Annotated in this window: 23 protein-coding genes, 1 tRNA gene and 2 pseudogenes; 17 read left to right on the plus strand and 9 right to left on the minus strand. The window is 31.0% G+C overall.

Annotated features, from left to right (window positions below; translation table 11 throughout):
- The first annotated feature begins 111 nt into the window (after positions 1-111).
- Together NZD85_RS03590 and dinB are read left to right on the plus strand one after the other, a co-directional pair.
- Complete coding sequence (locus NZD85_RS03590) at positions 112-2,379, plus strand: cation:proton antiporter domain-containing protein (RefSeq protein ID WP_260543441.1); 2,268 nt, start codon at positions 112-114, stop codon at positions 2,377-2,379.
- Positions 2,380-2,398: 19 nt separating this feature from the next.
- Positions 2,399-3,478 carry a DNA polymerase IV gene (gene dinB, locus NZD85_RS03595; protein ID WP_188320177.1) on the plus strand — a complete coding sequence of 360 codons (1,080 nt, stop codon included), beginning with the start codon at positions 2,399-2,401 and terminating at the stop codon, positions 3,476-3,478.
- A 137-nt stretch (positions 3,479-3,615) separates the two neighbouring features.
- On the opposite strand, the gene NZD85_RS03600 is transcribed toward dinB, so the two are convergent.
- From NZD85_RS03600 to NZD85_RS03610, 3 genes are read right to left on the minus strand one after another with little or no spacing between them, the layout of a single operon-like run.
- Entirely contained in the window at positions 3,616-4,677 is a 1,062-nt protein-coding gene (locus tag NZD85_RS03600; RefSeq protein ID WP_260543443.1) for an agmatine deiminase family protein, read from the minus strand.
- Between the two features lie 6 nt (positions 4,678-4,683).
- Positions 4,684-5,388, minus strand: coding sequence for a subclass B1 metallo-beta-lactamase EBR-5 (locus tag NZD85_RS03605; RefSeq protein WP_260543444.1), 705 nt, complete (start codon positions 5,386-5,388; stop codon positions 4,684-4,686).
- Between the two features lie 8 nt (positions 5,389-5,396).
- Positions 5,397-6,272 (minus strand): carbon-nitrogen hydrolase, encoded by an 876-nt coding sequence (locus NZD85_RS03610; protein WP_171621644.1) that lies wholly within the window; start codon positions 6,270-6,272, stop codon positions 5,397-5,399.
- Between the two features lie 438 nt (positions 6,273-6,710).
- Between NZD85_RS03610 and NZD85_RS03615 the strand changes: the two are divergent.
- From NZD85_RS03615 to NZD85_RS03675, 13 genes and pseudogenes are all read left to right on the plus strand, one after another.
- A pseudogene (locus tag NZD85_RS03615) lies at positions 6,711-7,178 on the plus strand (DUF5715 family protein).
- A 43-nt stretch (positions 7,179-7,221) separates the two neighbouring features.
- Positions 7,222-7,803, plus strand: coding sequence for a DUF5715 family protein (locus NZD85_RS03620; RefSeq protein ID WP_188318974.1), 582 nt, complete (start codon positions 7,222-7,224; stop codon positions 7,801-7,803).
- A gap of 169 nt (positions 7,804-7,972) precedes the next feature.
- Positions 7,973-9,526, plus strand: a complete 1,554-nt coding sequence (locus NZD85_RS03625) for a calcineurin-like phosphoesterase C-terminal domain-containing protein (RefSeq protein WP_260543447.1) — start codon at positions 7,973-7,975, stop codon at positions 9,524-9,526.
- Positions 9,527-9,770: 244 nt separating this feature from the next.
- Complete coding sequence (locus tag NZD85_RS03630; RefSeq protein WP_260543448.1) at positions 9,771-12,974, plus strand: SusC/RagA family TonB-linked outer membrane protein; 3,204 nt, start codon at positions 9,771-9,773, stop codon at positions 12,972-12,974.
- Between the two features lie 23 nt (positions 12,975-12,997).
- Positions 12,998-14,449 (plus strand): SusD/RagB family nutrient-binding outer membrane lipoprotein, encoded by a 1,452-nt coding sequence (locus NZD85_RS03635; RefSeq protein ID WP_260543449.1) that lies wholly within the window; start codon positions 12,998-13,000, stop codon positions 14,447-14,449.
- A 90-nt stretch (positions 14,450-14,539) separates the two neighbouring features.
- A complete protein-coding gene (locus NZD85_RS03640) occupies positions 14,540-14,893 on the plus strand; it encodes an MmcQ/YjbR family DNA-binding protein (protein WP_260543450.1) in 354 nt (117 codons plus the stop codon).
- 179 nt (positions 14,894-15,072) lie between these two features.
- Positions 15,073-15,660, plus strand: coding sequence for a nicotinamide riboside transporter PnuC (gene pnuC / locus NZD85_RS03645; protein WP_260543451.1), 588 nt, complete (start codon positions 15,073-15,075; stop codon positions 15,658-15,660).
- The gene (locus NZD85_RS03650; RefSeq protein ID WP_260543452.1) at positions 15,653-16,660 is read left to right on the plus strand and encodes an acyl-CoA dehydrogenase family protein; all 1,008 of its coding nucleotides are present in this window, start codon (positions 15,653-15,655) and stop codon (positions 16,658-16,660) included. Before pnuC ends, NZD85_RS03650 begins: the two co-directional genes overlap by 8 nt.
- A gap of 41 nt (positions 16,661-16,701) precedes the next feature.
- A tRNA-Arg gene (locus NZD85_RS03655) sits at positions 16,702-16,773 on the plus strand.
- A gap of 67 nt (positions 16,774-16,840) precedes the next feature.
- Positions 16,841-17,608 carry a sulfite exporter TauE/SafE family protein gene (locus NZD85_RS03660; RefSeq protein WP_260543454.1) on the plus strand — a complete coding sequence of 256 codons (768 nt, stop codon included), beginning with the start codon at positions 16,841-16,843 and terminating at the stop codon, positions 17,606-17,608.
- The gene (locus NZD85_RS03665) at positions 17,609-18,391 is read left to right on the plus strand and encodes a hypothetical protein (protein WP_260543456.1); all 783 of its coding nucleotides are present in this window, start codon (positions 17,609-17,611) and stop codon (positions 18,389-18,391) included.
- Between the two features lie 210 nt (positions 18,392-18,601).
- The gene (locus tag NZD85_RS03670) at positions 18,602-19,216 is read left to right on the plus strand and encodes a deoxynucleoside kinase (protein WP_225540069.1); all 615 of its coding nucleotides are present in this window, start codon (positions 18,602-18,604) and stop codon (positions 19,214-19,216) included.
- A gap of 68 nt (positions 19,217-19,284) precedes the next feature.
- The gene (locus NZD85_RS03675) at positions 19,285-20,241 is read left to right on the plus strand and encodes a DMT family transporter (protein ID WP_260543458.1); all 957 of its coding nucleotides are present in this window, start codon (positions 19,285-19,287) and stop codon (positions 20,239-20,241) included.
- Between the two features lie 121 nt (positions 20,242-20,362).
- On the opposite strand, the pseudogene NZD85_RS14835 reads toward NZD85_RS03675, so the two are convergent.
- From NZD85_RS14835 to NZD85_RS03700, 5 genes and pseudogenes are all read right to left on the minus strand, one after another.
- Positions 20,363-21,202: pseudogene (locus tag NZD85_RS14835) on the minus strand (IS3 family transposase); the annotation flags it as partial.
- Entirely contained in the window at positions 21,193-21,729 is a 537-nt protein-coding gene (locus NZD85_RS14840; RefSeq protein ID WP_260543460.1) for a transposase, read from the minus strand. The gene NZD85_RS14840 and the pseudogene NZD85_RS14835, both read right to left, overlap by 10 nt.
- Positions 21,730-21,801: 72 nt before the next feature.
- Positions 21,802-22,881, minus strand: a complete 1,080-nt coding sequence (locus NZD85_RS03690; RefSeq protein WP_260543462.1) for a glucosaminidase domain-containing protein — start codon at positions 22,879-22,881, stop codon at positions 21,802-21,804.
- The gene (locus tag NZD85_RS03695; protein ID WP_260543464.1) at positions 22,878-23,795 is read right to left on the minus strand and encodes a 1-aminocyclopropane-1-carboxylate deaminase/D-cysteine desulfhydrase; all 918 of its coding nucleotides are present in this window, start codon (positions 23,793-23,795) and stop codon (positions 22,878-22,880) included. The genes NZD85_RS03690 and NZD85_RS03695 overlap by 4 nt, the downstream gene beginning before the upstream one ends.
- The gene (locus NZD85_RS03700) at positions 23,796-24,122 is read right to left on the minus strand and encodes a hypothetical protein (protein ID WP_171622282.1); all 327 of its coding nucleotides are present in this window, start codon (positions 24,120-24,122) and stop codon (positions 23,796-23,798) included.
- Between the two features lie 158 nt (positions 24,123-24,280).
- On the opposite strand from NZD85_RS03700, the gene NZD85_RS03705 reads away from it, so the two are divergent.
- Together NZD85_RS03705 and NZD85_RS03710 are read left to right on the plus strand one after the other, a co-directional pair.
- A complete protein-coding gene (locus NZD85_RS03705; protein ID WP_159155417.1) occupies positions 24,281-24,442 on the plus strand; it encodes a DUF5522 domain-containing protein in 162 nt (53 codons plus the stop codon).
- A gap of 5 nt (positions 24,443-24,447) precedes the next feature.
- A complete protein-coding gene (locus tag NZD85_RS03710) occupies positions 24,448-25,182 on the plus strand; it encodes a DUF2911 domain-containing protein (RefSeq protein ID WP_260543468.1) in 735 nt (244 codons plus the stop codon).
- A gap of 52 nt (positions 25,183-25,234) precedes the next feature.
- On the opposite strand, the gene NZD85_RS03715 is transcribed toward NZD85_RS03710, so the two are convergent.
- The gene (locus NZD85_RS03715) at positions 25,235-25,513 is read right to left on the minus strand and encodes a potassium channel family protein (RefSeq protein WP_260543470.1); all 279 of its coding nucleotides are present in this window, start codon (positions 25,511-25,513) and stop codon (positions 25,235-25,237) included.
- Positions 25,514-25,725 lie beyond the last annotated feature (212 nt).

Genomic DNA, 25,725 nt, shown 5'->3' on the forward strand with positions numbered 1-25,725 from the left:
TCATCAGAATTAGTGAGTTTTTTTTATTATTAGAAATTAATATTTAATCGATTATTAAGCAGTATTTTATCCATTAAAAAACATTATATTAGTAAAAATTAAACGCAATTTATGGAAGAACACTTGCCAAAACTCATTATTGATTTAGGATTAATTCTTTGTGTTGGTGCTGTGACAACGCTTATTTTTAAACGCATCAATCAACCACTTGTCTTGGGCTATATTATTGCAGGTTTTTTGGTTGGGCCACATTTCGAATATATTCCTACAGTTGCAGAAGAACATAACGTTGAAATTTGGGCAAAAATTGGTGTGATATTTTTACTTTTTAGTCTTGGACTCGAATTTAGTTTCAAAAAATTACTCAACGTTGGTGGATCAGCTTCCGTCACAGCAATTGTCGAAATTGTATGTATTGTAACTGTTGGTTATTTTGTTGGGCGATTAATGAACTGGTCAACAATGGACAGTATTTTTCTTGGTGGTTTATTAGCAAGTTCTTCTACAACAATTATTATCAGAGCGTTTGAAGAATTAGGTTTGAAACGAAAAAAGTTTGCAAATGTCGTTTTCGGAATTCTGATTGTAGAAGATATTGTTGTCATTTTATTAATGGTTATGCTTTCTACAATGGCCGTTAGCCAACATTTTGACGGAAGCGATTTGATCAATTCTTTTGTTAAATTAGGATTCTTTTTAGCAATATGGTTTATTGGTGGAATTTTTATCATTCCTACCTTTTTACGTTCAATCAAAAATTATTTAGATGACGAAACTTTATTAATTATTTCAATTGGATTATGTCTTGGGATGGTTTATATCGCAGATAGATCAGGTTTTTCGATAGAATTAGGTGCTTTCGTAATGGGATCTATTTTAGCAGAAACTATTTATGCTGAAAAAATCGAACTTAATTTTCAATCCGTAAAAAATCTTTTCGCTACAATATTTTTCATTTCAATCGGAATGATGATCGACCCTGTTTCGATGTACGAACATAAATGGTCAATTTTAATTGTGACATTGTTGACTATTTTCGGAAAATTAATTTTCACTACTTTAGGTGCAATCCTTTCGGGACAACCCTTAAAACAATCTGTTCAAGTAGGGATGAGTATGGCTCAAATTGGAGAGTTTGCCTTTATTGTTGCTGGTTTAGGACTTTCTCTTGGTGTTACAAGTGATTTTCTGTTTCCTGTAGCTGTTGGTGTTTCTGCTATAACAACGTTTACAACTCCATATTTAATCAAATCTTCGGACAAAGTTTATTTAATTTTAGAGAAAATCTTGCCTCAAAAATTTATAATTGGAATTGAAAAATATTCAACAGATACGCAACATATTCAAAATGAAAATAAATGGAATAAAATCATTAAGCAAACGTTCAGTACAATTTTTATCAATGGAATAATTATTATTGCAATTACACTTATTATAAAAAGCTATTTTTTACTCTTTTTAATGGATTGGTTTACGTATTTTGGAGCAAGTTTAGTTAGTCTTATTCTAACTTTTGTATTATGTATTCCTTTTATTTGGGCAATTATTGGCTATCGTCCTAAGAGAGAAATTATACGCGAATTTTGGGATGAATCTAACTATAATCGCGCTCCCATCATTGCAATTATTTTTATTCGATTAGTGTTGGTTATTGTTGCTGTTATTTTTATTTACAATCAATTTTTAACCAGTACACTTGCTTCTATTATTTTAGCAATTGGTTTATTGATTATGATGTATTTTTTGTCAAAATATTTCAATCAATTCTATAATTATATTCAAACAAAATTTATTTATAATTTAAATGAACGAGAAATTTTAAGCAAAAGAATTCAAGAAAAAAAGAAGAAAGAGAAGTTTCAATATACATGGGATAATACACATATTTCGGATATGATTGTTCCACAAAATGCAAACTTTGTTGGTGTTCGATTAGGAGAATTAGATTGGCGAACAAAATTTCAGATTAATATAGCTTATATCAAACGAGGAGATAGAATTATACAAACACCAAATTCTGAATCTGTTTTATATCCTTTTGATAAAATTGGGATTATTGGAACAGATGAATATATTCAACGATTTGAAAAATATTTGGACATTATTGGAGAAACACCTTCAGAAAATAATGATTTAAAAAATACTGATAATTTTACATTGGATAAAGTCGTAATTCCTTCAGATTTTTGTGCATTGGAGCACAAGACAATTGGTTGGGTGAAAGATACTGCAAAAGGAATTGTTGTTTCTATAGAACGAAATGGTAAAATGATTCATAATCCTGATCGAAATGTACCGATTGAACTGGGTGATTATTTGACAATTGTTGCCGATAAGAAAAACTTAAAAAACTTTATTCAGGAGTATCATTTAAAATAAAAGCGAGTAATTTTGCAAGATGCAGCGTAAGATTATTCACATCGATATGGACGCATTTTTTGCTTCTGTTGAACAGCGAGATTTTCCAGAATTAAGAGGAAAATGCATTGCTGTCGGCGGAAATGAAGAACGTGGAGTTATTGCGACTGCAAGCTACGAAGCCAGAAAATATGGAGTCGGTTCTGCAATGTCTTCTGTGGTTGCAAAACGAAAATGTCCTCATTTAATTTTTGTTAAACCTCGATTTCAAGTTTATAAAGAAGTTTCAAATCAAATTCGTGAAATATTTCTTGAATACACCGATTTGGTTGAACCATTATCATTAGACGAAGCATTTTTGGACGTTACACAAAATCATAAAAACATTGATATTGCAACGGAAATTGCGAATGAAATTAAACAAAAAATCAAACAACGAACAAATCTAACTGCTTCTGCTGGTGTTTCTTTTAATAAATTTTTAGCTAAAATTGCTTCTGATTACAACAAACCTGATGGACTATTTGTGATTACGCCAAAAATGGCTGAAGGTTTTATTGAACAACTTCCGATCAAAAAATTTCATGGAATAGGAAAAGTGACCGCAGAACGAATGCGCATGATGGGAATACATACAGGTTTGGATTTAAAAAAAATTGATTTAGAAAAACTCTTACGAGAATTTGGTAAATCGGGGCAATACTATTATAATATTGTAAGAGGATTAGATTTGAGGGAAGTTAATCCGACCAGAATTCGAAAATCATCAGGCTCTGAAACTACATTTAATAAAGATTTGGAGAATTTAGAGGAGTTACAAGTTGCTTTATTTCCGTTAATAGAAGACGTTTGGAATTGGTCACTAAAAACAGTTGTTTACGGAAGAACAATTACGATAAAAATAAAATACAGTGATTTTACAGTTTCAACTAAAAGTAGATCTGCTTCATTTTCAATAAAAAATAAAAACCTTTTCGATCAAATCTGTTATGATTTATTGGCAGAAGGATATTCATCCGACAAAACTGTTCGGTTATTAGGAGTATCAATTTCTAACCTTGAGAATAACCATAAAAAAATCGGAACTCAACTTGAAATTCCTTTTAAAGAAATTTTCTAATTAACCTTTTTCATTTTACATTTCCGAAATAATAAAATAAAACAAACTGATTTATAATTACTTAAATAAAAATCAATCGTATAAAAAAAGCTAAGTTTTTAAACTCAGCTTTATAGTTTATTCTAAAATTTATTCTTTTAAACTTTAGGTTCTTGTTGACTCAAACAATGAAAAGATCCTAATCCCCAAATAATATCTGTAGAATCAATTCCTACAACTTGACGATTTGGAAAACATTTCTGAATAATGTCTAATGCAATTGCATCCTTTGCACAACGATAGGTTGGTACAATAACCGATTTATTTGCAATATAGAAATTTGCATACGAAGCAGGTAAACGCTCACCTTCGCAATAAACAGCATCTGGCATAGGAATTTCGATAATATTTAAAGGACGACCATCTGCTAATTTCATTTCTTGTAATTGACGAAGATTTACTTGTAATAATTCGTAATTATCATCCGTTTCATCTGTCTCTACAACTGCCAAAACAGTATCTTCGTTTACAAAACGAATGGTATCATCAATATGTCCATCTGTATCATCACCAACAATACCGTCTTCAACCCAAAGGATTTGCGAAACTCCGTAATAATTACGTAAGAACTCTTCAATTTGTTCTTGATTATACGTTGGGTTACGATTTTTATTTAATAAACAAGATTTTGATGTCATCAATGTGTCTTTTCCATTAAACTCAACCGCTCCACCTTCCATAATAATTCCTGGATGAAAAACAGGTAGATTGAAAGTTGCTCCAATTTTTGTAGGTACGACATCATCATTATCAAATGGTGGATATTTTCCTCCCCAAGCATTAAATCCCCAATCTACAATTACTTTTGGGTGATCTGTACTATTTCTATTCAACAAGAAAGCAGGGCCATGATCTCGACACCATGCATCATTTGTTTCGTTAAAATAAAATTCAATTTGTGCTAAATCTGCATTTGTTTTTTCGATAAAAGACAAAGCAAATGTTTTCATTTCCTCATCTTTTACATTGATACGAACTTTTTCACCTTTTGTTAGCTCGGCGATAAATTCAGCATATGCAGGATAAATCAAATGAATTCTATCTGGCCAAGATTCTTCTTTATGCGGCCAAGATAACCAAGTTGCTTCATGTTCTTCCCATTCAGCAGGAAAACGATATCCTAAATCTTTAGGAAATTGAGTTGTATCTATAGTGTTCAATTTTTGTTATTTTTCTAAAAGTTTAAACGTATTTTCTATATGCCCATTTGCTTTCCAATTATCATGACCTGGAATAACTTGGTTAATTTTTGGATGTTTCGTTACTAATTTCTGAACTGTTTTTGGCCATTCAGTAACATTAGCTTCACCAATATAACCTAAATTTTTTGCATCTGCTCCTTTGATCAAACAACCTCCATTCAAAACCTTATATTTCGGAAACCAAACCACAAGATTATCCGCTGTATGACCTTGTCCAAAATATTCGATGACAAATTTTTCTTTACCAAATCTATAGGTTTTACCTAATTCTATTTCAAATTTCGAAGTTGCTTTTCCTTCCTTTTTTAAAATAGAATTAGTGAAAGATGAAGCGTATGTTGGGATATTTAATTCATTGTAAAAGCTTAAATCCCCTGCTCTATCTTCGTGTGAATGTGTGACAAAAACAGCAATAACTGGTAAATGATATTTCTCTAATACAAGATCATTCATTGTTTGATACTGAGATTTTTGCCAAGGCACGTCAAACAAAATAATTCCTTTATCAGTGATCAAAAACATTCCATTCGCATTATAATCAATGCCTTGAAATGAATTAAATGTTTGATAAACGTAAAGATGAGAATTAATAGAATCTATTTGAATCGGTTTTATTTGACCAAATGCAAACGTTCCAATCAATGTGACAAAAGAAAATACTTTTTTCATGAATTATCTTAATCTTCGTCTAAAAAACGTTTTGTAATTGGCTGATATGAATCGATACGACGATCTCTTAAAAAAGGCCAATGTTTGCGGAAAAAGTCAGATTCGTTCAAATCTAATTCGACCACTTCTGTTTCTTCATTTTCATGAGATGCCAAATACAACAATTTCCCTTGAGCGTTTGTAGCGAAAGATCCTCCCCAGAATTTCATTGCACCATCTTGCTCGAAACCAACACGATTTACCGAAATAACAGGAACACCATTTGCTACAGCATGTGAACGCTGAATAGTTTGCCAAGCGTTGTATTGATCTACGTTTGTTTCTTCGTCCTGATCAGTTGCCCAACCAATTGCTGTTGGATAAAATAAAATTTCGGCACCTTTAAGAGCTGTTATACGAGCTGCTTCTGGATACCATTGATCCCAACAAATTAAAACACCAATTTTACCAAATTTAGTCTCAAAAACTTTGTAACCTAAATCACCTGGAGTAAAGTAAAATTTTTCATAAAAGGCTGGATCATCTGGAATATGCATTTTGCGGTATTTTCCTAAATATTCGCCATCAGCATCTAAAATTGCAGTGGTGTTGTGGTATAAACCTTGTGCACGTTTCTCGAATAAAGAAGCAATAATTACCACGCCTAATTCTTTTGCTACTACTGATAACGCATCTGTTGATGGACCAGGAATCGTTTCTGCTAAATCGAAGTTATCATAATCTTCGACATCACAAAAATATAATGAGGTAAACAATTCTTGCAAACATACAATTTGAGCGCCTTTTGCAGCTGCAACTTTTACTTGTTCGATTGCTTTGTTTAAATTTTCTTGTTTGTTATTAGTACAAGTCATTTGTACCATTCCAACTTTAACTTTTGCCATTTGATAAATAGGTCTAAAAATAAAAATGAATAATAAGTACAAAAATAAGGAAATTAGTAGGATATAATGTATTTGTCCTCATTTTTAAGGATATTTTATGTAGAAAGAGAAATACATCAATATCCTCTAAACTTATCTAATAATGCCAATTAGAGAACTTATTTAAGATAATTTTAAAGAAAATTTACCTAAACATTATAATTTTTAACAAGTCTTTATTAAACTGTAACTTTTAATTTTGTGACGTAATAAATTTAAAAAATGAAAAAATTAATTGCTCTTTCTTGCCTTTTTAGCGGAATTTACCTATCTGCTCAAAGTCAAGAAAGTTATTTATTAGCAGAAAACACTGCGTCTTCAACTACTTCTATCACAACAAAAAAAGTGACCTATAGCGATCATTTAATCGCTGCCAAGTCCTTCAATGTTCCGCTTGTAATGAGTTTTAGTGATATTGATGAATTAGTGAGTACAAAAAAATTAGTTGCAATTCCTGAAGAAGGAAATGGTTATACAATCGAAAAATTAACTCATAGCAAAGCTTTTTTAAATACTAAAGCAAAAACTATTTTAGAAAAAATTGCTTCAAAATTTTTGGATGAAAACAATGCAACTATTACGGTAACTTCTCTCACTCGATCAGAGGAAAGTCAAGCAAGTTTGAGACGAGTTAATAGCAATGCTGCAAAAGGATAAAGCACACACAATTATGGTGCATCGTTCGATTTATCTTATACAAAATTCAATAATAAATATACGTACAGTAAAACACATCGCGACAACTTAGAAGCTATTCTAAAACAATTGCAAGATGAAGGAAAAATTTACTACATAAAAGAGTATAGACAACGTTGTTTTCATGTAACCGTTCGAAATCCAGAACAATTTAAATCGACAACCATGTAATTTATTAAAGTTCTTTTCTATTTTTGCAAGAGAGGATAAAATCATGAAACAATTTTTAATAGCGTTTTTTGTTTCCTATTCTTTTATTGGTTATGCTCAAAAGCGAGTAGTCATAGAACCTTCAAAAGAATATGTTCAACATCTGAATGCAGCAAAATCTCATAAACTTGACTTAATAGATGGAGATAAGATGTTAAATAAATACATCAACCAAGGTAAATTAGTCAAAATAAAACAACGTGGTTATGGGTGGCGTGTAGGCGATTTAACGCATAGTCATTCCTATCTTGTTCCAAAAGGTCGAGATATTTTGAGCAGTATTGCAAGAGATTTTGTAAAGACAACTGGACAAAATTTTTTTGTAGTTACTTCGATGACAAGAACTTTACATGATCAAAATCGATTGAGAGGAATCAATAAAAACGCATCATCCAACGACAGTTCGCATAATTTTGGTGCAGCTTTTGACATTTCTTATGTTAGATTTAATCATAAAATAAGTTCAAACGCTAAACTTGAAAAAGAATTAGAACAAATCCTAAAAACCTATGTCAAATTAGGTAAAATATATTACGTCAAAGAATCTAAAATTAAATGTTATCATATTATCGTTCGGAATTATTAATTCTGAACGATTTTTTATTTTAACTATTCACAACCTTCATAATTCCCTATATAAAGATTTCCATTAGCACTTATTTTTTTACCATAATTTAATCTTTACTTATTATTGTGTTAATCCAAAACAACTAATAAATACTGAATTTTGCAGCATTACAAAACAAATTCACATCATGAAAAAAATAGTTTTATCGCTGGTATTTTTAGGAGGATTATTCACTTCTGTTCACGCCCAACAAATTGCAAAAGGAATCGTTTACGAAGATAAAAATCAAAACAATAAATTTGATAAATCTGAAAAACGCTTAGCTAACGTTCAAGTTAGTAACGGAAAACAGGTTGTTTCGACAAATGAAAAGGGAGAATATAACATTGAAATAGATGATGAAACCATTTTATTTGTTGTAAAACCTAACAATTATAAAGTTCCGACAAACGAATTTAACCAACCTCAATTTTTTTATATTAACAAACCAAACGGTTCGCCTCAATTAGAATTTGCAGGATCTGCACCAACTGGTAAAACGCCAAAAAGCATAGATTTCGCATTAATCCCGACACAAGAAAACGATAAATTTTCGGCTGTCATATTTGGAGATCCACAAGCTTACACACAAGAAGAAATCGAGTATTTTTCGAAAGGAACTATTGATGATGTAAAAGGAATCAAAGGAATGGAATTTGGGATTTCGTTGGGGGATTTAGTAGGCGATGATTTAGATCTTCATCCACCTTATATCAAGGCTGTATCGAAAGTTGGTTTGCCATGGTACAATGTAATGGGAAACCATGACATGAATTATGATGCAAAAGAAGATCGATATTCTGATGAAACATATGAGAAAAATTTTGGCCCAAACAACTATTCTTATACGATAGGTAAAGCGCATTTTATAGTGTTAGATGATATTTTGTATCCAGATCCTCGTGATGGAAAAAGTTATTGGGGAGGATTTCGTCCTGATCAATTAGAATTTATCAAAAATGATTTAAAATTTGTTCCAAAAGATCACTTAATCGTTTTAGCCTTTCATATTCCTTTACGAAATATACGTCCTGAGGATAGAAATCAATTATTCGGCTTGTTGAAAGAATACCCAAATACGGTTTCAATGTCAGCACATACGCACTATCAAGAGCAAATTTATTATGCAAATAATGATGGTTGGCAACAAGAAAAACCTCATCATGAATATAATGTTGGAACTACTTCGGGCGATTGGTATTCTGGTCCAAAAGATGCAAAAGGAGTGCCGACTTCTACTATGCGAGATGGAACGCCAAAAGGTTATGCATTTTTACATGTAGATGGCAATCAATATAAATTTGACTATAAGGTAGCAAATGATAAAAAAGAGCGTCAAATAGATTTGTATCATACCCAAAAAGTAAAAGAAGGAAAGCGTAATCGTGCGTTTCTTTATGCTAACTTTTTTATGGGACACGAATCGAATACGGTTGAATATAGAGTGAATAATGGTGAATGGAAAAAAATGAAGTGGGATCCGACGGTTGATTATAATTACATGGAAACAATTGTAAGAATTGATAAGGCCGAAATTACTAATATAGGAAATAGACCTTCTGCTCCAGAAATTTCAACACATATTTGGTCGGTTCGTTTACCTAATAAATTACAAGTTGGCACACATCAAATAGAAGTTCGTGCAACAGATTTATACGGAAACACATTCATAGAAAAATCTTCTTTTGAAGTAATTAAATAACAAGTCTTTAGATATCTTGATAAGCCGCTTCGTTTGGAGTGGCTTTTTTTTGATAAAAAACATGAAATTTATTTACGTTAAATTAAAATCAACAAACCTTTACTTCAATGTAAAAACATCTTCAAACCCTCTATTTTAGTAATGTTAACTTAAAAATCTCTTAATCCTAAGTTAAACAACTTCACAAATAGATGAATTAGTTTTGTTAAAATTTTTAACACATAAACAATTTATTTCCATAGATATGAAGCAATTAAAATTACCACTACTCCTACTTGGTGGATTTTTAAGTTTACACGCCAATGCTAAAACTTACGATAATACAATTTCTCATCTATCTATTTCGCACTATCAAAATCCAATAAAAGGTCAAATCGTTGATCAAAATGGGTTTGGTTTAGCTGATGTAGAGATAATCATCAAAGGAACTTCATACAAAACATTTACAGATGAAAATGGTTTTTTTGAATTTTTAGCGACAAATGTTGCACAGCCAACTTTAATCATTAATTCTTCTCAACACAAATATGTCGAATATTCGCCAAAAGATAGTTCTCAAGTAAAAGTAACTTTACAAGAAGAAGCCAATCAATTGAATGAGGTTATTGTAACGGCTTTGGGAATAAAACGTGAACAAAAAAAATTAGGATTTGCGCAACAAAATATAAGTTCGGAGGAACTTGCTACCGCGGAAGCAAATAACTGGTCTTCTGGATTAAAAGGAAAAGTTGCTGGTCTAAATATTATTTCAGGTGGTAATGGACCAATTAATTCACAACAAATTATTTTACGTGGAGCAAACTCTATTGATCAATCTAAAAACTATGCATTAATAGTAATTGATGGCGTTCCGATGAGTACTGAAATGACATCATCTGGAAATAGCACTGCTTATATGGGTGATGATTCTCCGATTGATTTTGGAAATGGAATTTCTGATATTAACCAATCTGACATCGAAAGTGTAACTGTTTTAAAAGGACCTGCCGCTGCTGCCTTATATGGAAATAAAGCTGCAAATGGAGCTTTAATCATCACAACTAAATCTGGTAAAAAAGGAAAAAAATTAGGCTTAGAATATAAATCAACTGTTGCAATAGATGTTATAAATAATTGGCCAGATTTTCAATACGAATATGGACAAGGAGCGGGAAAAAGTTTTGACAAAAATGGTAATCCATATTACTCGTACCAAGCTTCTGAGGATGGACCAAACACAGGAAGTACATCATCTGCTTTTGGACCAAAATTTGATGGTCAATATTTCTATCAATACGATCCAAATTTAGAAAAACAAGGCCTTGAACGAACGCTGTGGCGTCCATACAAAGACAACAGAAAAAGTTTTTGGGAAACAGGTTTTACGTTTAGCAATGCTGTAACTCTTTCGGGTGGTGATGACAAAGGAAGTATTAGAGCTTCTATTGGACATCAAAAAAATAGTTGGATTATGCCAAATACAGGCTACGAAAACTACACAGCTGCAATAAATGGTAATTATCAAGTAAGTGATCGCATCAAAGTATCGACTGCATTAAACTATACTCGTAAAACGAGTGACAACTTACCAGGAACGGGTTACAACAATGGTTCGATTGCATATTTCATGATTTTTCAAAATCCAAACGTAGATTTGAATTGGTACAAACCAATTTGGAAAAATAATTATGATGGTGTAAAAATAATTCGTCCTTTTAGTTCGTATATGGATAATCCTTACGCAATTGCTTACGAAGCGGTTAATCCAATGAGTAGCAATCAACTTGTCGGAAATATTAGAGCTGATTTCAAGTTGAGTAACAAGTTAAGTTTAATGTTACGTCCTGCCATTAATACCTATACACAATTGCGCGAACAAAAACGTCCGTTTGATATGAATCGTACCCCAAATGGATATTACAAAAGACAAGATATTTCTAAGACAGAAACAAATATCGATTTCTTAATGAACTATACAGATAAGTGGGGTGATTTCGGTTTCAGTGCGAATGTTGGAGGTAATAGAAAAAATTATGAATACAGAAATTTAACCGCATGGGTTGATGGATTAGCATCGCCTGGAGTGTACAAACTCGCAAATGGCTTAACTTCTCCTTTTGCAAGAACGTATGATTCAAATTTAAAAGAAAATTCATTATATGGAATGGCATCTTTTGGTTGGAAAGACATGATATTTGTCGATATCACAGGTCGTAATGATTGGAACTCTTCTGTAGCATTAAAATACAGTTCTTTCTTTTATCCTTCTGTTTCATCAAGTTTTATTTTATCAGATCTATTCAAAATAAAAGGACCTGTCAACTATTTAAAATATCGATTATCATTTGCGAAAGTTGGTAACGGAGGTACAACAGGATGGACAAGTAGATATTATAGTCAAAGCGATTTTGCTGGATCTGCAGTTGTTCCAGGAAGATTATTCAATCCAGATATCAAACCAGAATCTACTACATCTTGGGAAACTGGTTTTGAAACATTATTATTCAAGAAAAGATTAAGTATAGATTTTACACTTTACCAACAAAGTACAAAAAATCAAATCTTCGAATTACCAAATGATATCACAACTGGATACTCGAAAAGAGTTGTAAATGGTGGTGAAATTGAAAACCGAGGAATTGAGTTAGCTGCTTCATACACACCAATTAAAACAAATGATTTCAGCTGGAAAATGACTGGAACTTGGACTAAAAATGAAAACACAGTAAAATCTTTGGTAGAAGGAATTGAGGATGATCAAATGATTTTAGGACAATCAGGAACGGTTTATCAAATTGCGAAAATCGGAGGTTCTTCTACTGCTTTGTATGGAGAAAAATTTGTTCGCAATGAAGCTGGACAAATTATCTATGATGCAAAAACTGGTGTTCCAATCAAAAATGGACTGAATGAATATGTTGGTGACGCTACACCAAAATGGAGAGCAGGATTCACAAACGAAATCAAATTTAAAACATTCCGTTTCAGTTTTACTTTAGATGGTCAATATGGTGGAATTGTTTATTCTCAAACATATCACAAAATGATGGAACAAGGAAAATTAGCTGATTCTTTACCAGGTCGAGAAGATGGTTTTATTATTGGTGATGGAGTAGTTTTAAACCCTGATGGTACTTATTCTCAGAATACAACAAAAACTGATGTAGCGACTTATTATAAAGAATATAACCGAAGAGCAAACGTCGAATCTAATTCTTTCGATGCTTCATATTTAAAATTAAGAGATGTTAGTTTAACGTTCGATTTTCCTAAACGATTATTATCTAAAACAGGTTTAGAAGCTTTATCTCTAACTGTATATGGCCGCGATTTATTTACTATTAGTGATTTCCCTTTATACGACCCTGAAACAGCATCATTAAACGGAAGTACATATGCTCCTGGAGTTGAAATGGGACAAATGCCTTCAACTGCAACGTACGGAATTACATTAAAAGCTTCGTTATAATTTACAACATTCAATTTATTAAAATGAAAAAAATTTCAATCAAACTATTTTTCGCCTTAACCATTATATCAACTACTTTCTCTTGTACAAATGATTTTGAGAAAGCTAACGAAGATCCTAACTTAATCACTGAAATAAATTCTGGTTCAGTTTTAAATCCTGTTATTTATGATTTAGCAGAAAACAACGTATTAAAAAACTACGATATCACAGCACAATTAATGCAAGTTCATTTTCCTTATCCAAGTAATGCAATGGGACTTCATCGCTACGACGTAACCAATGGAACAGGTAATTCTACTTGGAATAATGCGTATAAAAATTTGGTGAATTTAGAAGAAATGCTAAAAGTTTCTCAAAAAGCAGGAGATGTAAATTACGAGGCAATCGCACTTACATTACGTTCATTAGTTATTTCTAATCTAACTGATATGTTTGGTGACGTTCCTTTTTCTGAAGCTGCAAAAGCAGAAGAAGGAATTACAAAACCAAAATTTGATCGTCAAGAAGATATTTACAACCAATTAATAAACGATTTAGAACAAGCAAATCAATTGTATGTGACTAATTTGGGATTAAAATATGGTAGTGATATATTATTCCCAAGCAGTGAAAAAAATATCAATATTACACGTTGGAAAAAATTTTCCAATTCATTAAAAATGAGATTATTGCTAAGAATCTCTAATCGTGATGCTTCTGCATTAACAGAGATCAAAAAAATGATCGACAATCCGACAACTTATCCAGTTTTCGAAACTGAATCTGAATCTGCTATCCTACAAATTTCTGGTTTAGCACCAAGTTTATCGCCTTGGCCAAGAGAACAAGATTATAGAGATAGTCGTACATTTACCGAATTTTTTGTAGAAAAAATGAACGAAACAAACGATCCTCGTTTACCATTTTTAGTGAACAAAGCTTCTAATCTTGATGGTTCTTCTTTAGGTTATAAGGGTGTTCCTGCTGCTTATGAAGGAAATAGTTCAGATTTTAAATTCAATCCTTCATCACCGAATAATGCAATTGTTGTTGCACCTATGAAAATTCCGTTGATGACTTATGCAGAAGTAGAATTTATTAAAGCCGAAATTGCTCAAAAAGGATTAGGTGGCGATGCAAAAACACATTATGAAAATGCTGTTAGAGCAGCTGTCGTTTTGTGGACAAACTCCGAGCCCACTACAGAATTCTTAGAACACGAAAAAATAAAATACAATAATTCTTTAGAACGTATTATCGAACAAAAATATTTTGCTTTGTTCTTTACTGATTACCAACAATGGTTTGAATATAAACGTACAGGATTCCCTACTCTACCAAAAACTTCAACGATGTTGAATGATCAGAAAATGCCTCGACGTTTACTTTATCCAACAAGTGTCAGAAATTACAACCCTGAAGGCTACCAACAGGCCATTCAACAAATGGGAGCCGACGATATCAATACGCGTGTTTGGTGGGATGTCAACTAATTGCAGTTACATTTCATATTTTATAGAAAACGACCTTGTTTGCAAGGTCGTTTTCGTTTTATTTGTACCTTACTTAAAAATTGTTAAACGATGCACATTGAAGAGTTAAGAGATTTTTGTTTAGGGTTACCTTTGGTAGAAGAAAAATTTCCTTTTGATCAAGCGACACTAGTTTTCTATATTGCGGGTAAAATGTTTTGTTTGTGTAATATTGATGAATTTGATTCAGTAAATATTAAATGTGATCCTGATAAAGCAATAGAATTAAGATCAATTTATGAAGCAGTAAATCCAGGATATCACATGAACAAAAAACATTGGAATACTGTAAAAATCAACCAAGATGTAAAAGATACTCAACTAAAACAATGGATAAAAGATTCATACAATTTAGTTATCTTAACTTTATCAAAATCTAAACGTCCAGAATTACTAAACGATTAATTTTTTAACCTTTTCTTTTGGAAATCTCTACAGATCTTTCCATCTTCGCAATTCAATGGGGTGCTAAAAATTGGCTGAGAATATACCCAAGAACATTTTGTTCTACACCTGATCCAGGTAATACTGGCGGAGGGATTGATGTTAGCAATAACTTCTATCTCCTCATCAACAAAAAAATTATGATGAAGGAAATTATTTTACAAACTACTTGGTTAGAATGGCTGGGTGTTACTTTTTCAATTTTTCAAGTCCTTTTGGCGAGATTTAATAATCCTAAAAATTATCTTTTCGGAATTGCTGGGATTATTTTGACACTTTTCGTCATGTTTAATTCGAAGCTATATGCCGAATTTATGTTAAATATTTATTATTTGATAATGAGTATTTATGGTTGGTTGTATTGGAAATACGGAAAACAAACTCACGAAATAGAAATTACAAAAACCAATAAAAAAGAATGGAAAATTGTTTCAGGAATCGTCTTAGGTAGTTTCGGAATATTTTATTTGGTATTAACGCATTTCACAGATTCGGATGTTCCTATTTGGGATTCTTTGGTTAGTGCATTTGCATGGGCAGGCATGTGGTTGATGGCAAAACGAAAACTCGAAAATTGGATTCTTCTTAACATTAGTAATATTATTTCTATCCCGTTGATGATTCACAAAGATTTGTACCTATATGCTGTTTTATCCTTGATTTTATTCTGCGTTGCCATTTCTGGATATTTTAATTGGAAGAAAATTTTAAACCAAAACAATGCATAATATCAATTCACTTCGAAAAGAATTATTGAATAAAGAAACGTTCAACCAAACGGTTCTCGATTATATTTACAATCAGAATTGGTTGAATATCTGGGTGCCAAAACAATACAACGGACTTGGGTTACCTTTTTCCGAAGGATTAAAAATTCTTCAATCAGTTGCTAAAATTGATGGAAGTTTAGGCTGGTTTGTTACCTTATGTAGTGGCGCAAATTATTTCTCAAGAAATCTTCAACCCAATATTGCATTTGATTTATTTTCTACTCAAAAAACTTGTTTCGGCGGTAGTGGTATGTTGGGAGGTACGGCAGAAAAGATAGGAGAAAATTATATCATAAATGGTTTGTGGCATTATGCAACTGGCGCGCCTTACCTCACTCATTTTACGATAAATGCGAAAATTTTAGAGAAAGGAAAAGAAGTTCTTGATGAAAACAATGAGCCAAAATTCATCTCTTTCATTTTAGATAAATCACAAGTACAATTAATTTCGACATGGAAATCAATGGGGATGATTGCAACTTCCTCTCATAGTTTCGAGGTTAAAAATCAAGTCGTTCATCAAGATTATAGCTTTATTTACAATCATTTTTACAGTGATGATTTAGTCGAAAAAGTGCCATTTAGAATTTTTGCAGATTTAACTTTATTGGTTAATTATATCGGAATGGCGGAACATTTTATCGAAAAAAGTATAGAAATTATACCTTCAAATCAACTTTCTAACTTTGATAAATTTCTAAAAAACTGTACGTCAAAATCTAATGAATATGCTAAACATATAGAAGATTTATTAGCCAATAATTCTTTTATTTTAGATAAAATAGACACTGAAATTCATGCTTTTGGAATTGAGACCGTAGCACAGATTACACAACATATCATATCAATTTATCCACAGCTTGGTATAAAAGCCTCAAAATCAAATGAAGAAATTAATCAAATTTTTCGAGATTATTTTACAGCAACTCAACATCGAAATTTCAGACAAGTAATTTAAATATATCTCTCTATTTATCTATATTTGTCAATATTTTATTAGGCTGCGTAATTTAATGGATAGAATATCAGATTCCGGTTCTGACAGTATGAGTTCGAATCTCATCGTGGTCACAAAATAAAATTTCAAAACACATCTAATTCAAGTTTCAAGTTTTACCTTTGCCAAAATTTTTCAGTTTTGGAAATCGAAATTCTATTTTATCTGTGTACTGCTGCATTTTTTGCTGGCTTTATCGACTCTATTGTTGGTGGAGGTGGTTTAATCCAAACACCTTTATCCCTGGCTTTCTTACCAAATTTACCCGTTTCTACGGTTATCGGAACACTAAAAATTCCTGCATTTAGTGGAACAGCTTTAGCGACTTCTCAATATTTAAAGAAAGTAAAAATAGATTGGAAACTCTTTGCTATCATGGCAACTTGTGCCTTTATTTCTGCATTTTTAGGTTCGCAATTATTGACGGTTATTAACAACGATTTCATGAAACCTGTTTTACTTGTCATTTTAATCATTCTAGCAATTTATACCATTTTCAAAAAAGATTTTGGCCAAGCAACTGAACGCAAAATCCCCTATCATATCGCAATTATAAATGGTTGTATCGTAAGTATTGCAGTTGGTTTTTATGATGGTTTTATTGGTCCTGCTACGGGCACATTTTTTATTTTAGGATTTGTGACATTACTTGGAATGGACTTCCTGAAAGCAAATACTAATGCTAAACTGATTAACTTAGCTACCAACTTTGGTTCGATTTGTTTGTTTTTAATCAAAGGACAAATTATTTGGAAAATCGCTTTACCAATGGCTGTTTGCAATGCTTTAGGTGGTTTTATTGGAGCAAAATTAGCCATCAACAAAGGAAACAAATTCATTCGTTACATATTTATTTTGGTAATCCTACTCTCAATTTGTAGATTTGGTTACGAAGTAATTTTCAAGTAAATGAAGTCCATTTTATCCATCATTTTTGTTACGGTATGTTTAAATGTTTTAGCGCAGAAATTTGTATTGAAAGATTCGCTTATAACCAATAACAAAACTGTAAATACAATTGATACCGATCTTAATAATTCGCTCTATTTGATTTCGGATACGAAAATTGAAAAAATATTTCAGTCGAATAAAAACAAAATTGTTGATTTAAAAAATGTAATCACAACTGTTGACACAGGAAATCCGTTAAGAACTTATATCTATTCAAATTTTAATCAAATCACCATTTTGGATGAGAATCTTAACTCTATTCAAGATATGATTCAATTAAAATCGACCGATTATATGCCAATTGCATTAAAAGTGGTTGACAATCAATTTTGTTGGTTTTATGATATTATCGGAAATAAATTGGTTTATTTTAATTATCAATTGCAGAAACCTATTCTAATTTCAAAGCAGATTTATTTGAAAAATAACGATCAATCCATTGAAAAAATTCATGTATATAAAAATTTAGTTTACTTAAAAAGTCAACAAACAATTTACATCTATGATGATTATGGTAATTTTAAATCTAATTTTGAGATAAATATCAAAGATTCCGCTTACTATTTTTATAAAGATGTTATTTTTTACATAAAAGACAATATGCTAATTTCGAAAAATATCATCAATCAAAATTCAACTACACTTATAGAATTGAAAAACATTAAAAGTATGGCTTTTAACGAAACTAACTTTTATACGTTTGATGGAAATAGGGTAAAAAATTACGAAATATTAAAATAAAAACAACTAATAATCAATAATTTAAATCAAAACAACTGCTTGTAAGTTTCCTCAAATCAAAAGATTAATTTTAATTTCTTTTGAATAAAAACACATAAATCAATCGGAATAATTTTTTTCTAATAAAAGATTTTTCTATGAGTTAACAGCTTAGATTTTGTTTTGAAAATTAAGCTTTAGTATATTTGCAATCGTTAAAATAATTGGAAAATGCATATCGCGATCGCAGGAAATATTGGAGCAGGAAAAACTACTCTAACAAATCTTTTAGCAAAACAATACAACTGGACAGCTCAATTTGAAGATGTAGAAATGAATCCTTATTTGGATGATTTTTACAATGATATGGAAAAATGGGCGTTCAATTTGCAAATTTACTTTTTAGGAAGTCGTTTCAATCAAGTGAAAGAAATTAGAGAAAGTGGTAAAGATATTATCCAAGACCGTACTATTTATGAAGATGCGCATATTTTTGCGAGCAACTTAAATGATATGGGACTTTTGTCTACACGAGATTACAATAACTATTTGCGTGTTTTCAACTTAATGACAAGTTTTGTTGAAGCACCTGATTTATTAATTTACCTAAAAGCTTCTATTCCGACTTTGGTAGCTCAAATTCAGAAACGTGGCCGTGATTACGAAAACTCTATTAGTATTGATTATTTGAGTCGTTTGAATGATAAATATGACAAATGGATTTCGAATTACAAAGAAGGAAAAGTTTTAGTTATTGATGTAGATCATTTAGATTTTGTAGAAAACAAAGAAGATTTAGGTTTCATCTTCAACAAGATAGAAGGAGAAATTAATGGACTTTTTTAGTTCGTGAAAAATATAGTAACTTGCACGGCTTGATTAAAAAAATCAAGCCTTTTTTGTGAAAAAAAATTATGGAAAATAAAAATTTATTGAAGGGAGTTTTGTTTGTCGCTATGGGCGCAAGCTTCTACGGAATGCTTGCCACTTTTGTAAAAGTCGCTTACGATAAAGGCTACACGACAGCAGAAGTTACAGCTTCACAATTTGTTTTAGGAATTATATCCTTATTGATTATTAATTTGATTATGGCGAATAAAAATAACTCAATTCCAAAAGTAAAACCGAAAGATAAAAAACGGCTTATTTTAGCAGGAACATCGTTAGGTTTTACGAGTTTATTTTATTATTTATCAGTTCAATATATCAATGTATCAATTGCAATCGTACTGTTGATGCAAACAGTTTGGTTGAGTATTTTGGTGGAAAGTATATTGACTAAAAAATTTCCTTCGGCCAAAAAATTAATCGCTATGATTTTGGTATTAATTGGTACCGCAATGGCTACAAACTTAATTAACCAAGACGTAGAATTAAATCCAAAAGGATTATTCTGGGGGTTCTTAGCAGCTTGTTCATTTACCACAACCATGTTTACTTCAAATAGTATGGCGAATTATTTACCTCCTTACAAAAAAAGTTTGTATATGCTGTATGGAGGAGGAATAATTGTTGCATTATTTGTGTTTTTTAGCCAATTAGGACCTTATTATTCAGAGAGTTTAATGAGTTTATACCGTAATTTTTCTGATGATAAAACTGGAATACATCCTCTCAACCTGAAAATTTTCTATACATGGGGATTGTTTTTATCCTTATTTGGAACAGTTTTACCTCCTATTTTATTAAACAAAGGTTTTCCAAATACAGGTTTAGGATTAGGAAGTATTGTTGCTTCTATAGAATTACCCGTTTCTGTAACCATGGCATTCATCGTTTTACAAGAACAAGTTTTAGCCATTCAATGGACTGGAATTGCCGTTATTATTTTTGCAATTATTATCTCGAACATCAATTTCACTAAAAGTTAATTGATAATACACACGATTGTTGTCAAAAAATATATTTCAAGAAATGATGGTATTGAATATATATCAAACAAAAAAAGCTTCCAAAAGTAGACTGCCCCCAAAAGTTTGGACAGATTAAAAATTAATAATTATAAAAATGAGTTCGATATTGTATCGGGCTCATTTTATTTAAGTTCGATTTTATTCTATCGTTATTGTAATAGTAAATGTATTGTTTTATTTCTTTTTTTAGCTCTTCAATAGAATTAAATTTTTGTAAATAAAATAGTTCCGATTTCAGTATTCCGAAGAAATTCTCGATAATAGCATTATCTAAGCAATTTCCTTTTCTACTCATACTTTGTATGATTCCTTTTTCATTTAATAAAGCCTGATATTGTTTCATTTGATATTGCCATCCTTGATCTGAATGTAATATCAAATCTTTAGTGTCTTTCGTTATTTTAAATGCCTTTTTAAGCATTTGAGTTACTTGATTAAAAACAGGTCGTTCGCTTAACTCATAGCTGATAATTTCTTGATTGTACAGATCCATTATTGGTGATAAATATAGTTTTTTATCTTTTACTTTAAACTCGGTAATATCCGTTACCCATTTTTGGTTGGGTCTAGCAGCCTTAAATATTCTGTGTAATATATTTGGAGCAATCTTTCCTTGTTCTCCTTTGTAAGATTTGTATTTTTTTCTTCGAATCAAACTCTTTAATCCTAAGCTATTCATCAATTTAAGAACGGTTTTATGATTGATGACAGTTCCTGATTTTCTTAATTCATCGGTAATTCGTCGATAGCCATATCGTCCTTTATGCTGATGATAAATGGATTTTATCTTAAGTTTTAATTCCTCGTATTTATCTGTTTTACTACGTGAAATATGGTAGTAAAAGCTGCTTCTAGCCATATGTGTACAATCTAAAAGTAGATTTAGATGGAATTCGGGACTTAATTCATTTATGGCTTGCGTCCAAGTTTCTTTTGTTTTTCCTCTTGGGCTTGAATTAAGGCATTGAACTTTTTTAAGAGTGCATTCTCACAACGTAAACGTTCAATCTCCAACAATAGTTCTTCTTCTCTTGATAATGGTTGTTTTGATTTTACAGGTTTACCTTTAGATGTGCTCATAGTCTTGGGACGGCCTTTTGGTTTGGGTTGTAAACCATCTATTCCAAAGGTAGCAAAATCTTTTTGCCATTTTACAATAACCGATTCATTTGGAATATTAAATTTCAATCGAGCTTCACGCAAACTAAGAAACTGTTTGGTTATAGACTTAATAACTTTTAGCTTAAATTCAACGCTATACGTTTGGTTTTTCTTAGGTTCTAAACCTAAAGCTCCTTGATTATGATAATCAGTAATCCACTTACGCAATAAACTTTCTGAAATACCTTCTTGATGTGATATAGAATGAACTGAATGATGTTTTTCTAAAACTTCTTTGACACATCGCAACTTGTATGTTACATCATATTTTACTTTTCTTGCCATAAAAATGCCCCCAAAAGTGTCTAACTTTTTGGGGGCAGTGTAAAGGAAGCTTTTTTTGTTTGATAAGGTAAGTTATGCTCTAACTTTAGTTTTTAAATTAATTCGTTGTCCAACTTTAGGTTGCGCACCTGGCTCCATACGATTCAGTTTATATAAGCTACTAACTTTTACGCCAAAACGCTGAGAAATCGTGTACATATCATCACCTTCTTGTACTTTGTACGAATAATCAGAACCTTTTGTTTTCTTTTTTCCAAAAAATACAATTTGTCCATCTTTCAACTTAGATCCCATTTGTATTTCATTGAAATTCGCAATATCAGAAGGAACTTTATTATACGTTTTAGAGATTGTCGCTATCGTTTCTCCAGCTTGTGCAACAATATAAGGAATGTTATTCTTGTGATTTTTGATGCGAGTTGTTGGATTTTGAGGACGAGTTTCATAAACAACCGTTTTGTTATTTACAATAGGCTCATTCTTTTCTACAATATTTTCTTTGGGTTGGTAAGAAGCTAAAATAACTTCTTCTTTGATTGATTTAGGCTCATTTTTCATCTGTTTAGAAGAATTATTCGCTAACATCAAATCATCTTGATTGTTATATAATGCGTATAACTTAGCAAAAACTTCTTCAGCTGAAATCTTATCAAATTGATCTAAATTATATTTTTCTATTCGAGAGATTAATTTAAACGCATATTTTGAATCTGTTGCATAACCAGCTTTTTTTAATCCATGAGCCCAAGCTTTAAAATCTGTTGGATCCAAATTAAATAAAGCCTTATAATAGGGTCTTAATGCCAAAAATTCTGAGTGATCTCTGTAACTTTCTTCAACTGAAAGATACTTTCTGAAACATTCGCCTTTTGCATCATCATCGTGGTAAATTCTTGGTTTATCCAACGACCATTCTGCTGGTCCTTTACATTTTATACCAAAATGATTATTTGCTTGCTCAGCTAATCTACTTTGCCCTCCACCTGTTTCTAATAAACCTTGTGCTAAAGTTATACTTGCCGGAACTTTGTAAAGTTGCATTTCTTCAACAGCTAAAATAGCATGTTTTCGAATGTAAGTTATGTCTCTACTTTCTTGGGCTTGTGTTGAGATGGTCAAAACAAAGCTAAAAACGTACAACAATTTTCTCATTCTATAATATTTTTATTCTTCTTTTTTAAAAGTTTATTCATCCCTTCTATTCCTTGTAGTCCGCCTGTATGAACGATAAGAATTTTAGAGTTATCACTAAAATAATGATTTTTAATCAATTCGAAAATACCAAAAACCATCTTTCCTGTATAAATAGGATCCAATTGAATATGGTTAATTCGCTTGAAATCATTTACAAAAGTAATTAAATCATCCGAAACTTTTCCATATCCGCCAAAATGATATTCGTTAAAAATAGTAAAATTCGTTTTATTTGTCAATTTTTCTATCTCTTTTGGAATAAAATTCCCTTTTAAACTTGGAAAGCCTATTATTTTTTGATGCAATTTAGAACTTTCAATCAAACCAGCAATTGTTCCACAAGTTCCGATCGCCGAAGCAATATAATCGAAATCGAAACAATCTGCATACAAAATTTCTTCGCAACCTTTTATAGCTAACTCATTTGTACCTCCTTCTGGAATAACGTAAGCGTCTGGATATTTAGTATTTAAATCATCTAAAAATTTAATTTCATCTTTTTTCCTATACTCTTCTCTCGAAATAAAATGCAACTGCATTCCGCATTTTTCAGCAAAACGTAAGGTTGGATTTTCATCAATTTTATCAATTAACTCTTCTCCTCGTATAATGCCTATTGTTTCGAAATCATTAATTTTACCTGCCGCAGCAGTCGCTGCTATATGATTAGAAAAAGCACCTCCAAATGTTACTAATTTTTTGAAACCCAATTTTTCAGCTTCAATAAAATTATATTTTAGTTTTCGGTATTTATTTCCAGAAATTTCAGGATGAATTAAATCTTCTCTCAAAATAGAAAGTTGAATTTTCTGAGAAGTTATATGCGTAATATCAATCGGCTGTATTTGAGCTTTATAATCGTTCCAAATCATTTACAAATATTTTAGAAAACTATAAAATTTTCGTTCTTTTAAATAATTCAAATTATGATCATTTGCATACGCTTCACGCTCAAAACTAATATTTCGATACGCTTTGTGTTGATCACGGTATTGAACTAATCGAATCATATATTCTATCAAATAAAAAGGATAAAAAAAGACAACTAAAAGTTCGAGTTGTTGAATAATATGAATGGTTTCATGATTGATTAAAACAGTATCATTCTTTAATTTTTTATCTCTCAAAAAAATAAACGGAAAAATGGTAATTCCAATAAAGTTCTTGCGAAATAAACGATTCAAAACAACTACAAACATGATTTACTAACTCGATTCTGTGTCAAAATTAAGCAATCTGAGAGATATTGATTAAAAAAAGCTTTAAAAATCGTAACTTTATAGGAATTGACTAAGTATTATCATCATGATATTGATGAAAAATAATTGATAAAAGTTGTAATTTCACAGCATTAGAAATGAAGAAGTTTGAAGAAGGAGATTATTATTTATCTCCAGAAGGTTTTAGAATTTTCACTGCACAATACCTTAAAAAAAGAGGATATTGTTGTAAAAGTGGTTGCAAACATTGCCCGTATGGATACGACAAAAAAACAGATAAAATAAAAAATAAAAAATAATTTATATGAAAATAACATCAACAGTCTTCGCATTATTCATAGGAAGTTATGCTTTTGCACAAATGAAATTTCCTTTGGTAAGTTCTCACGCAGAAGTTGAACAAAAAGTGGGATTAACTGAAATTGAAGTAGAATACAATCGACCAAATGTAAATGAAAGAAAGGTTTTCGGAAAATTAGTTCCTTACGGAGAAGTTTGGCGTACAGGTGCAAACGAAAATACGGTGATTAAATTTGATCAACCCATTAAGGTAAATGGACAAGATTTGGCCGCTGGTGAATATGCGTTGTATACAATTCCAACTAAAGAAGATTGGGATGTGATATTTTACAAAGACACTAAAAACTGGGGAAATCCAAAGGAATGGAACGAATCTAATGTTGCATTGAAAGTAAAAGCGCCATCAACAAAGTCCATGAATAATAAAACCGAAACGTTCGAGATTCGTTTTACAAATGTGACGCAAAAATCTGCAAATTTGGTAATGGCTTGGGATAACGTAAACGTTGTATTGGAAATAGAAACAAATACAATTAATACGGTATTAAAAATGATTGGAGAACAATTAAACGAAAATTCATCTGCAAGAGATTTTTATAATTCAGCTAATTTTTATTATTCAAATAAATTGGATCGAAATCAAGCAATAAAATGGGTAAATACAGCTTTAGAAAAAGATCCGAATGCGCCAGCTTATTATAAAGAATTGAAGGAAAAATTAGAAAAAGATAAATATTAAATAAAATTAAATTAGTAAATCCGTTTCTTTAATACTGAAGAAACGGATTTTTTTATTCAGATATATTTTTTTTCAAAATGATTTGCAAATAAGAAAACATCAACGCAGTCGACCAACCAACCATCATAATTCCATTGATAGCTTCTAAACCAGCCAATATTTTCCATTCGCTATCAATCACTACATCACCATAACCTACTGTTGTAAATGTTATAAATGAAAAATAAAGCGCTTCTTGAAAACTATATAAATTATCAATATTAGGATTAAAATAAAAAGCAGCTGCCCATATTGTACATTGCGCGCCATGCAACAAAGTAAGTAAAGACACTGATAGAGCCATTTGCCACAAAACATGACTAATAGATAGTCGTTGGTTTTTGAAATTGAATTTATGCAGATATTTAAGGGAATGTACTGTAAATGTTGATTGTAAAATAACATTCATACAAATTATCAATACTCCAAAACATATAATTAGAAACATAGTATTTTATTGATGTAAAAGTATTCCTTTCCGTAATTTTTTCAAAGAAATAATAG

The sequence above is a fragment of the Empedobacter stercoris genome, from assembly GCF_025244765.1.
Classification (GTDB): Bacteria; Bacteroidota; Bacteroidia; order Flavobacteriales; family Weeksellaceae; genus Empedobacter; species Empedobacter stercoris.

Excerpts from the sequence above, each read along its gene's own strand:
- NZD85_RS03590 (WP_260543441.1), top strand. The coding sequence starts at position 112 with ATGGAAGAACACTTGCCAAAACTCATTATTGATTTAGGATTAATTCTT.
- dinB (WP_188320177.1), top strand. The coding sequence starts at position 2,399 with ATGCAGCGTAAGATTATTCACATCGATATGGACGCATTTTTTGCTTCT.
- NZD85_RS03605 (WP_260543444.1), bottom strand. The coding sequence starts at position 5,388 with ATGAAAAAAGTATTTTCTTTTGTCACATTGATTGGAACGTTTGCATTT.
- NZD85_RS03610 (WP_171621644.1), bottom strand. The coding sequence starts at position 6,272 with ATGGCAAAAGTTAAAGTTGGAATGGTACAAATGACTTGTACTAATAAC.
- NZD85_RS03620 (WP_188318974.1), top strand. The coding sequence starts at position 7,222 with ATGAAACAATTTTTAATAGCGTTTTTTGTTTCCTATTCTTTTATTGGT.
- NZD85_RS03625 (WP_260543447.1), top strand. The coding sequence starts at position 7,973 with ATGAAAAAAATAGTTTTATCGCTGGTATTTTTAGGAGGATTATTCACT.
- NZD85_RS03630 (WP_260543448.1), top strand. The coding sequence starts at position 9,771 with ATGAAGCAATTAAAATTACCACTACTCCTACTTGGTGGATTTTTAAGT.
- NZD85_RS03635 (WP_260543449.1), top strand. The coding sequence starts at position 12,998 with ATGAAAAAAATTTCAATCAAACTATTTTTCGCCTTAACCATTATATCA.
- NZD85_RS03640 (WP_260543450.1), top strand. The coding sequence starts at position 14,540 with ATGCACATTGAAGAGTTAAGAGATTTTTGTTTAGGGTTACCTTTGGTA.
- pnuC (WP_260543451.1), top strand. The coding sequence starts at position 15,073 with ATGATGAAGGAAATTATTTTACAAACTACTTGGTTAGAATGGCTGGGT.
- NZD85_RS03650 (WP_260543452.1), top strand. The coding sequence starts at position 15,653 with ATGCATAATATCAATTCACTTCGAAAAGAATTATTGAATAAAGAAACG.
- NZD85_RS03665 (WP_260543456.1), top strand. The coding sequence starts at position 17,609 with ATGAAGTCCATTTTATCCATCATTTTTGTTACGGTATGTTTAAATGTT.
- NZD85_RS03670 (WP_225540069.1), top strand. The coding sequence starts at position 18,602 with ATGCATATCGCGATCGCAGGAAATATTGGAGCAGGAAAAACTACTCTA.
- NZD85_RS03675 (WP_260543458.1), top strand. The coding sequence starts at position 19,285 with ATGGAAAATAAAAATTTATTGAAGGGAGTTTTGTTTGTCGCTATGGGC.
- NZD85_RS14840 (WP_260543460.1), bottom strand. The coding sequence starts at position 21,729 with ATGGCAAGAAAAGTAAAATATGATGTAACATACAAGTTGCGATGTGTC.
- NZD85_RS03690 (WP_260543462.1), bottom strand. The coding sequence starts at position 22,881 with ATGAGAAAATTGTTGTACGTTTTTAGCTTTGTTTTGACCATCTCAACA.
- NZD85_RS03695 (WP_260543464.1), bottom strand. The coding sequence starts at position 23,795 with ATGATTTGGAACGATTATAAAGCTCAAATACAGCCGATTGATATTACG.
- NZD85_RS03700 (WP_171622282.1), bottom strand. The coding sequence starts at position 24,122 with ATGTTTGTAGTTGTTTTGAATCGTTTATTTCGCAAGAACTTTATTGGA.
- NZD85_RS03705 (WP_159155417.1), top strand. The coding sequence starts at position 24,281 with ATGAAGAAGTTTGAAGAAGGAGATTATTATTTATCTCCAGAAGGTTTT.
- NZD85_RS03710 (WP_260543468.1), top strand. The coding sequence starts at position 24,448 with ATGAAAATAACATCAACAGTCTTCGCATTATTCATAGGAAGTTATGCT.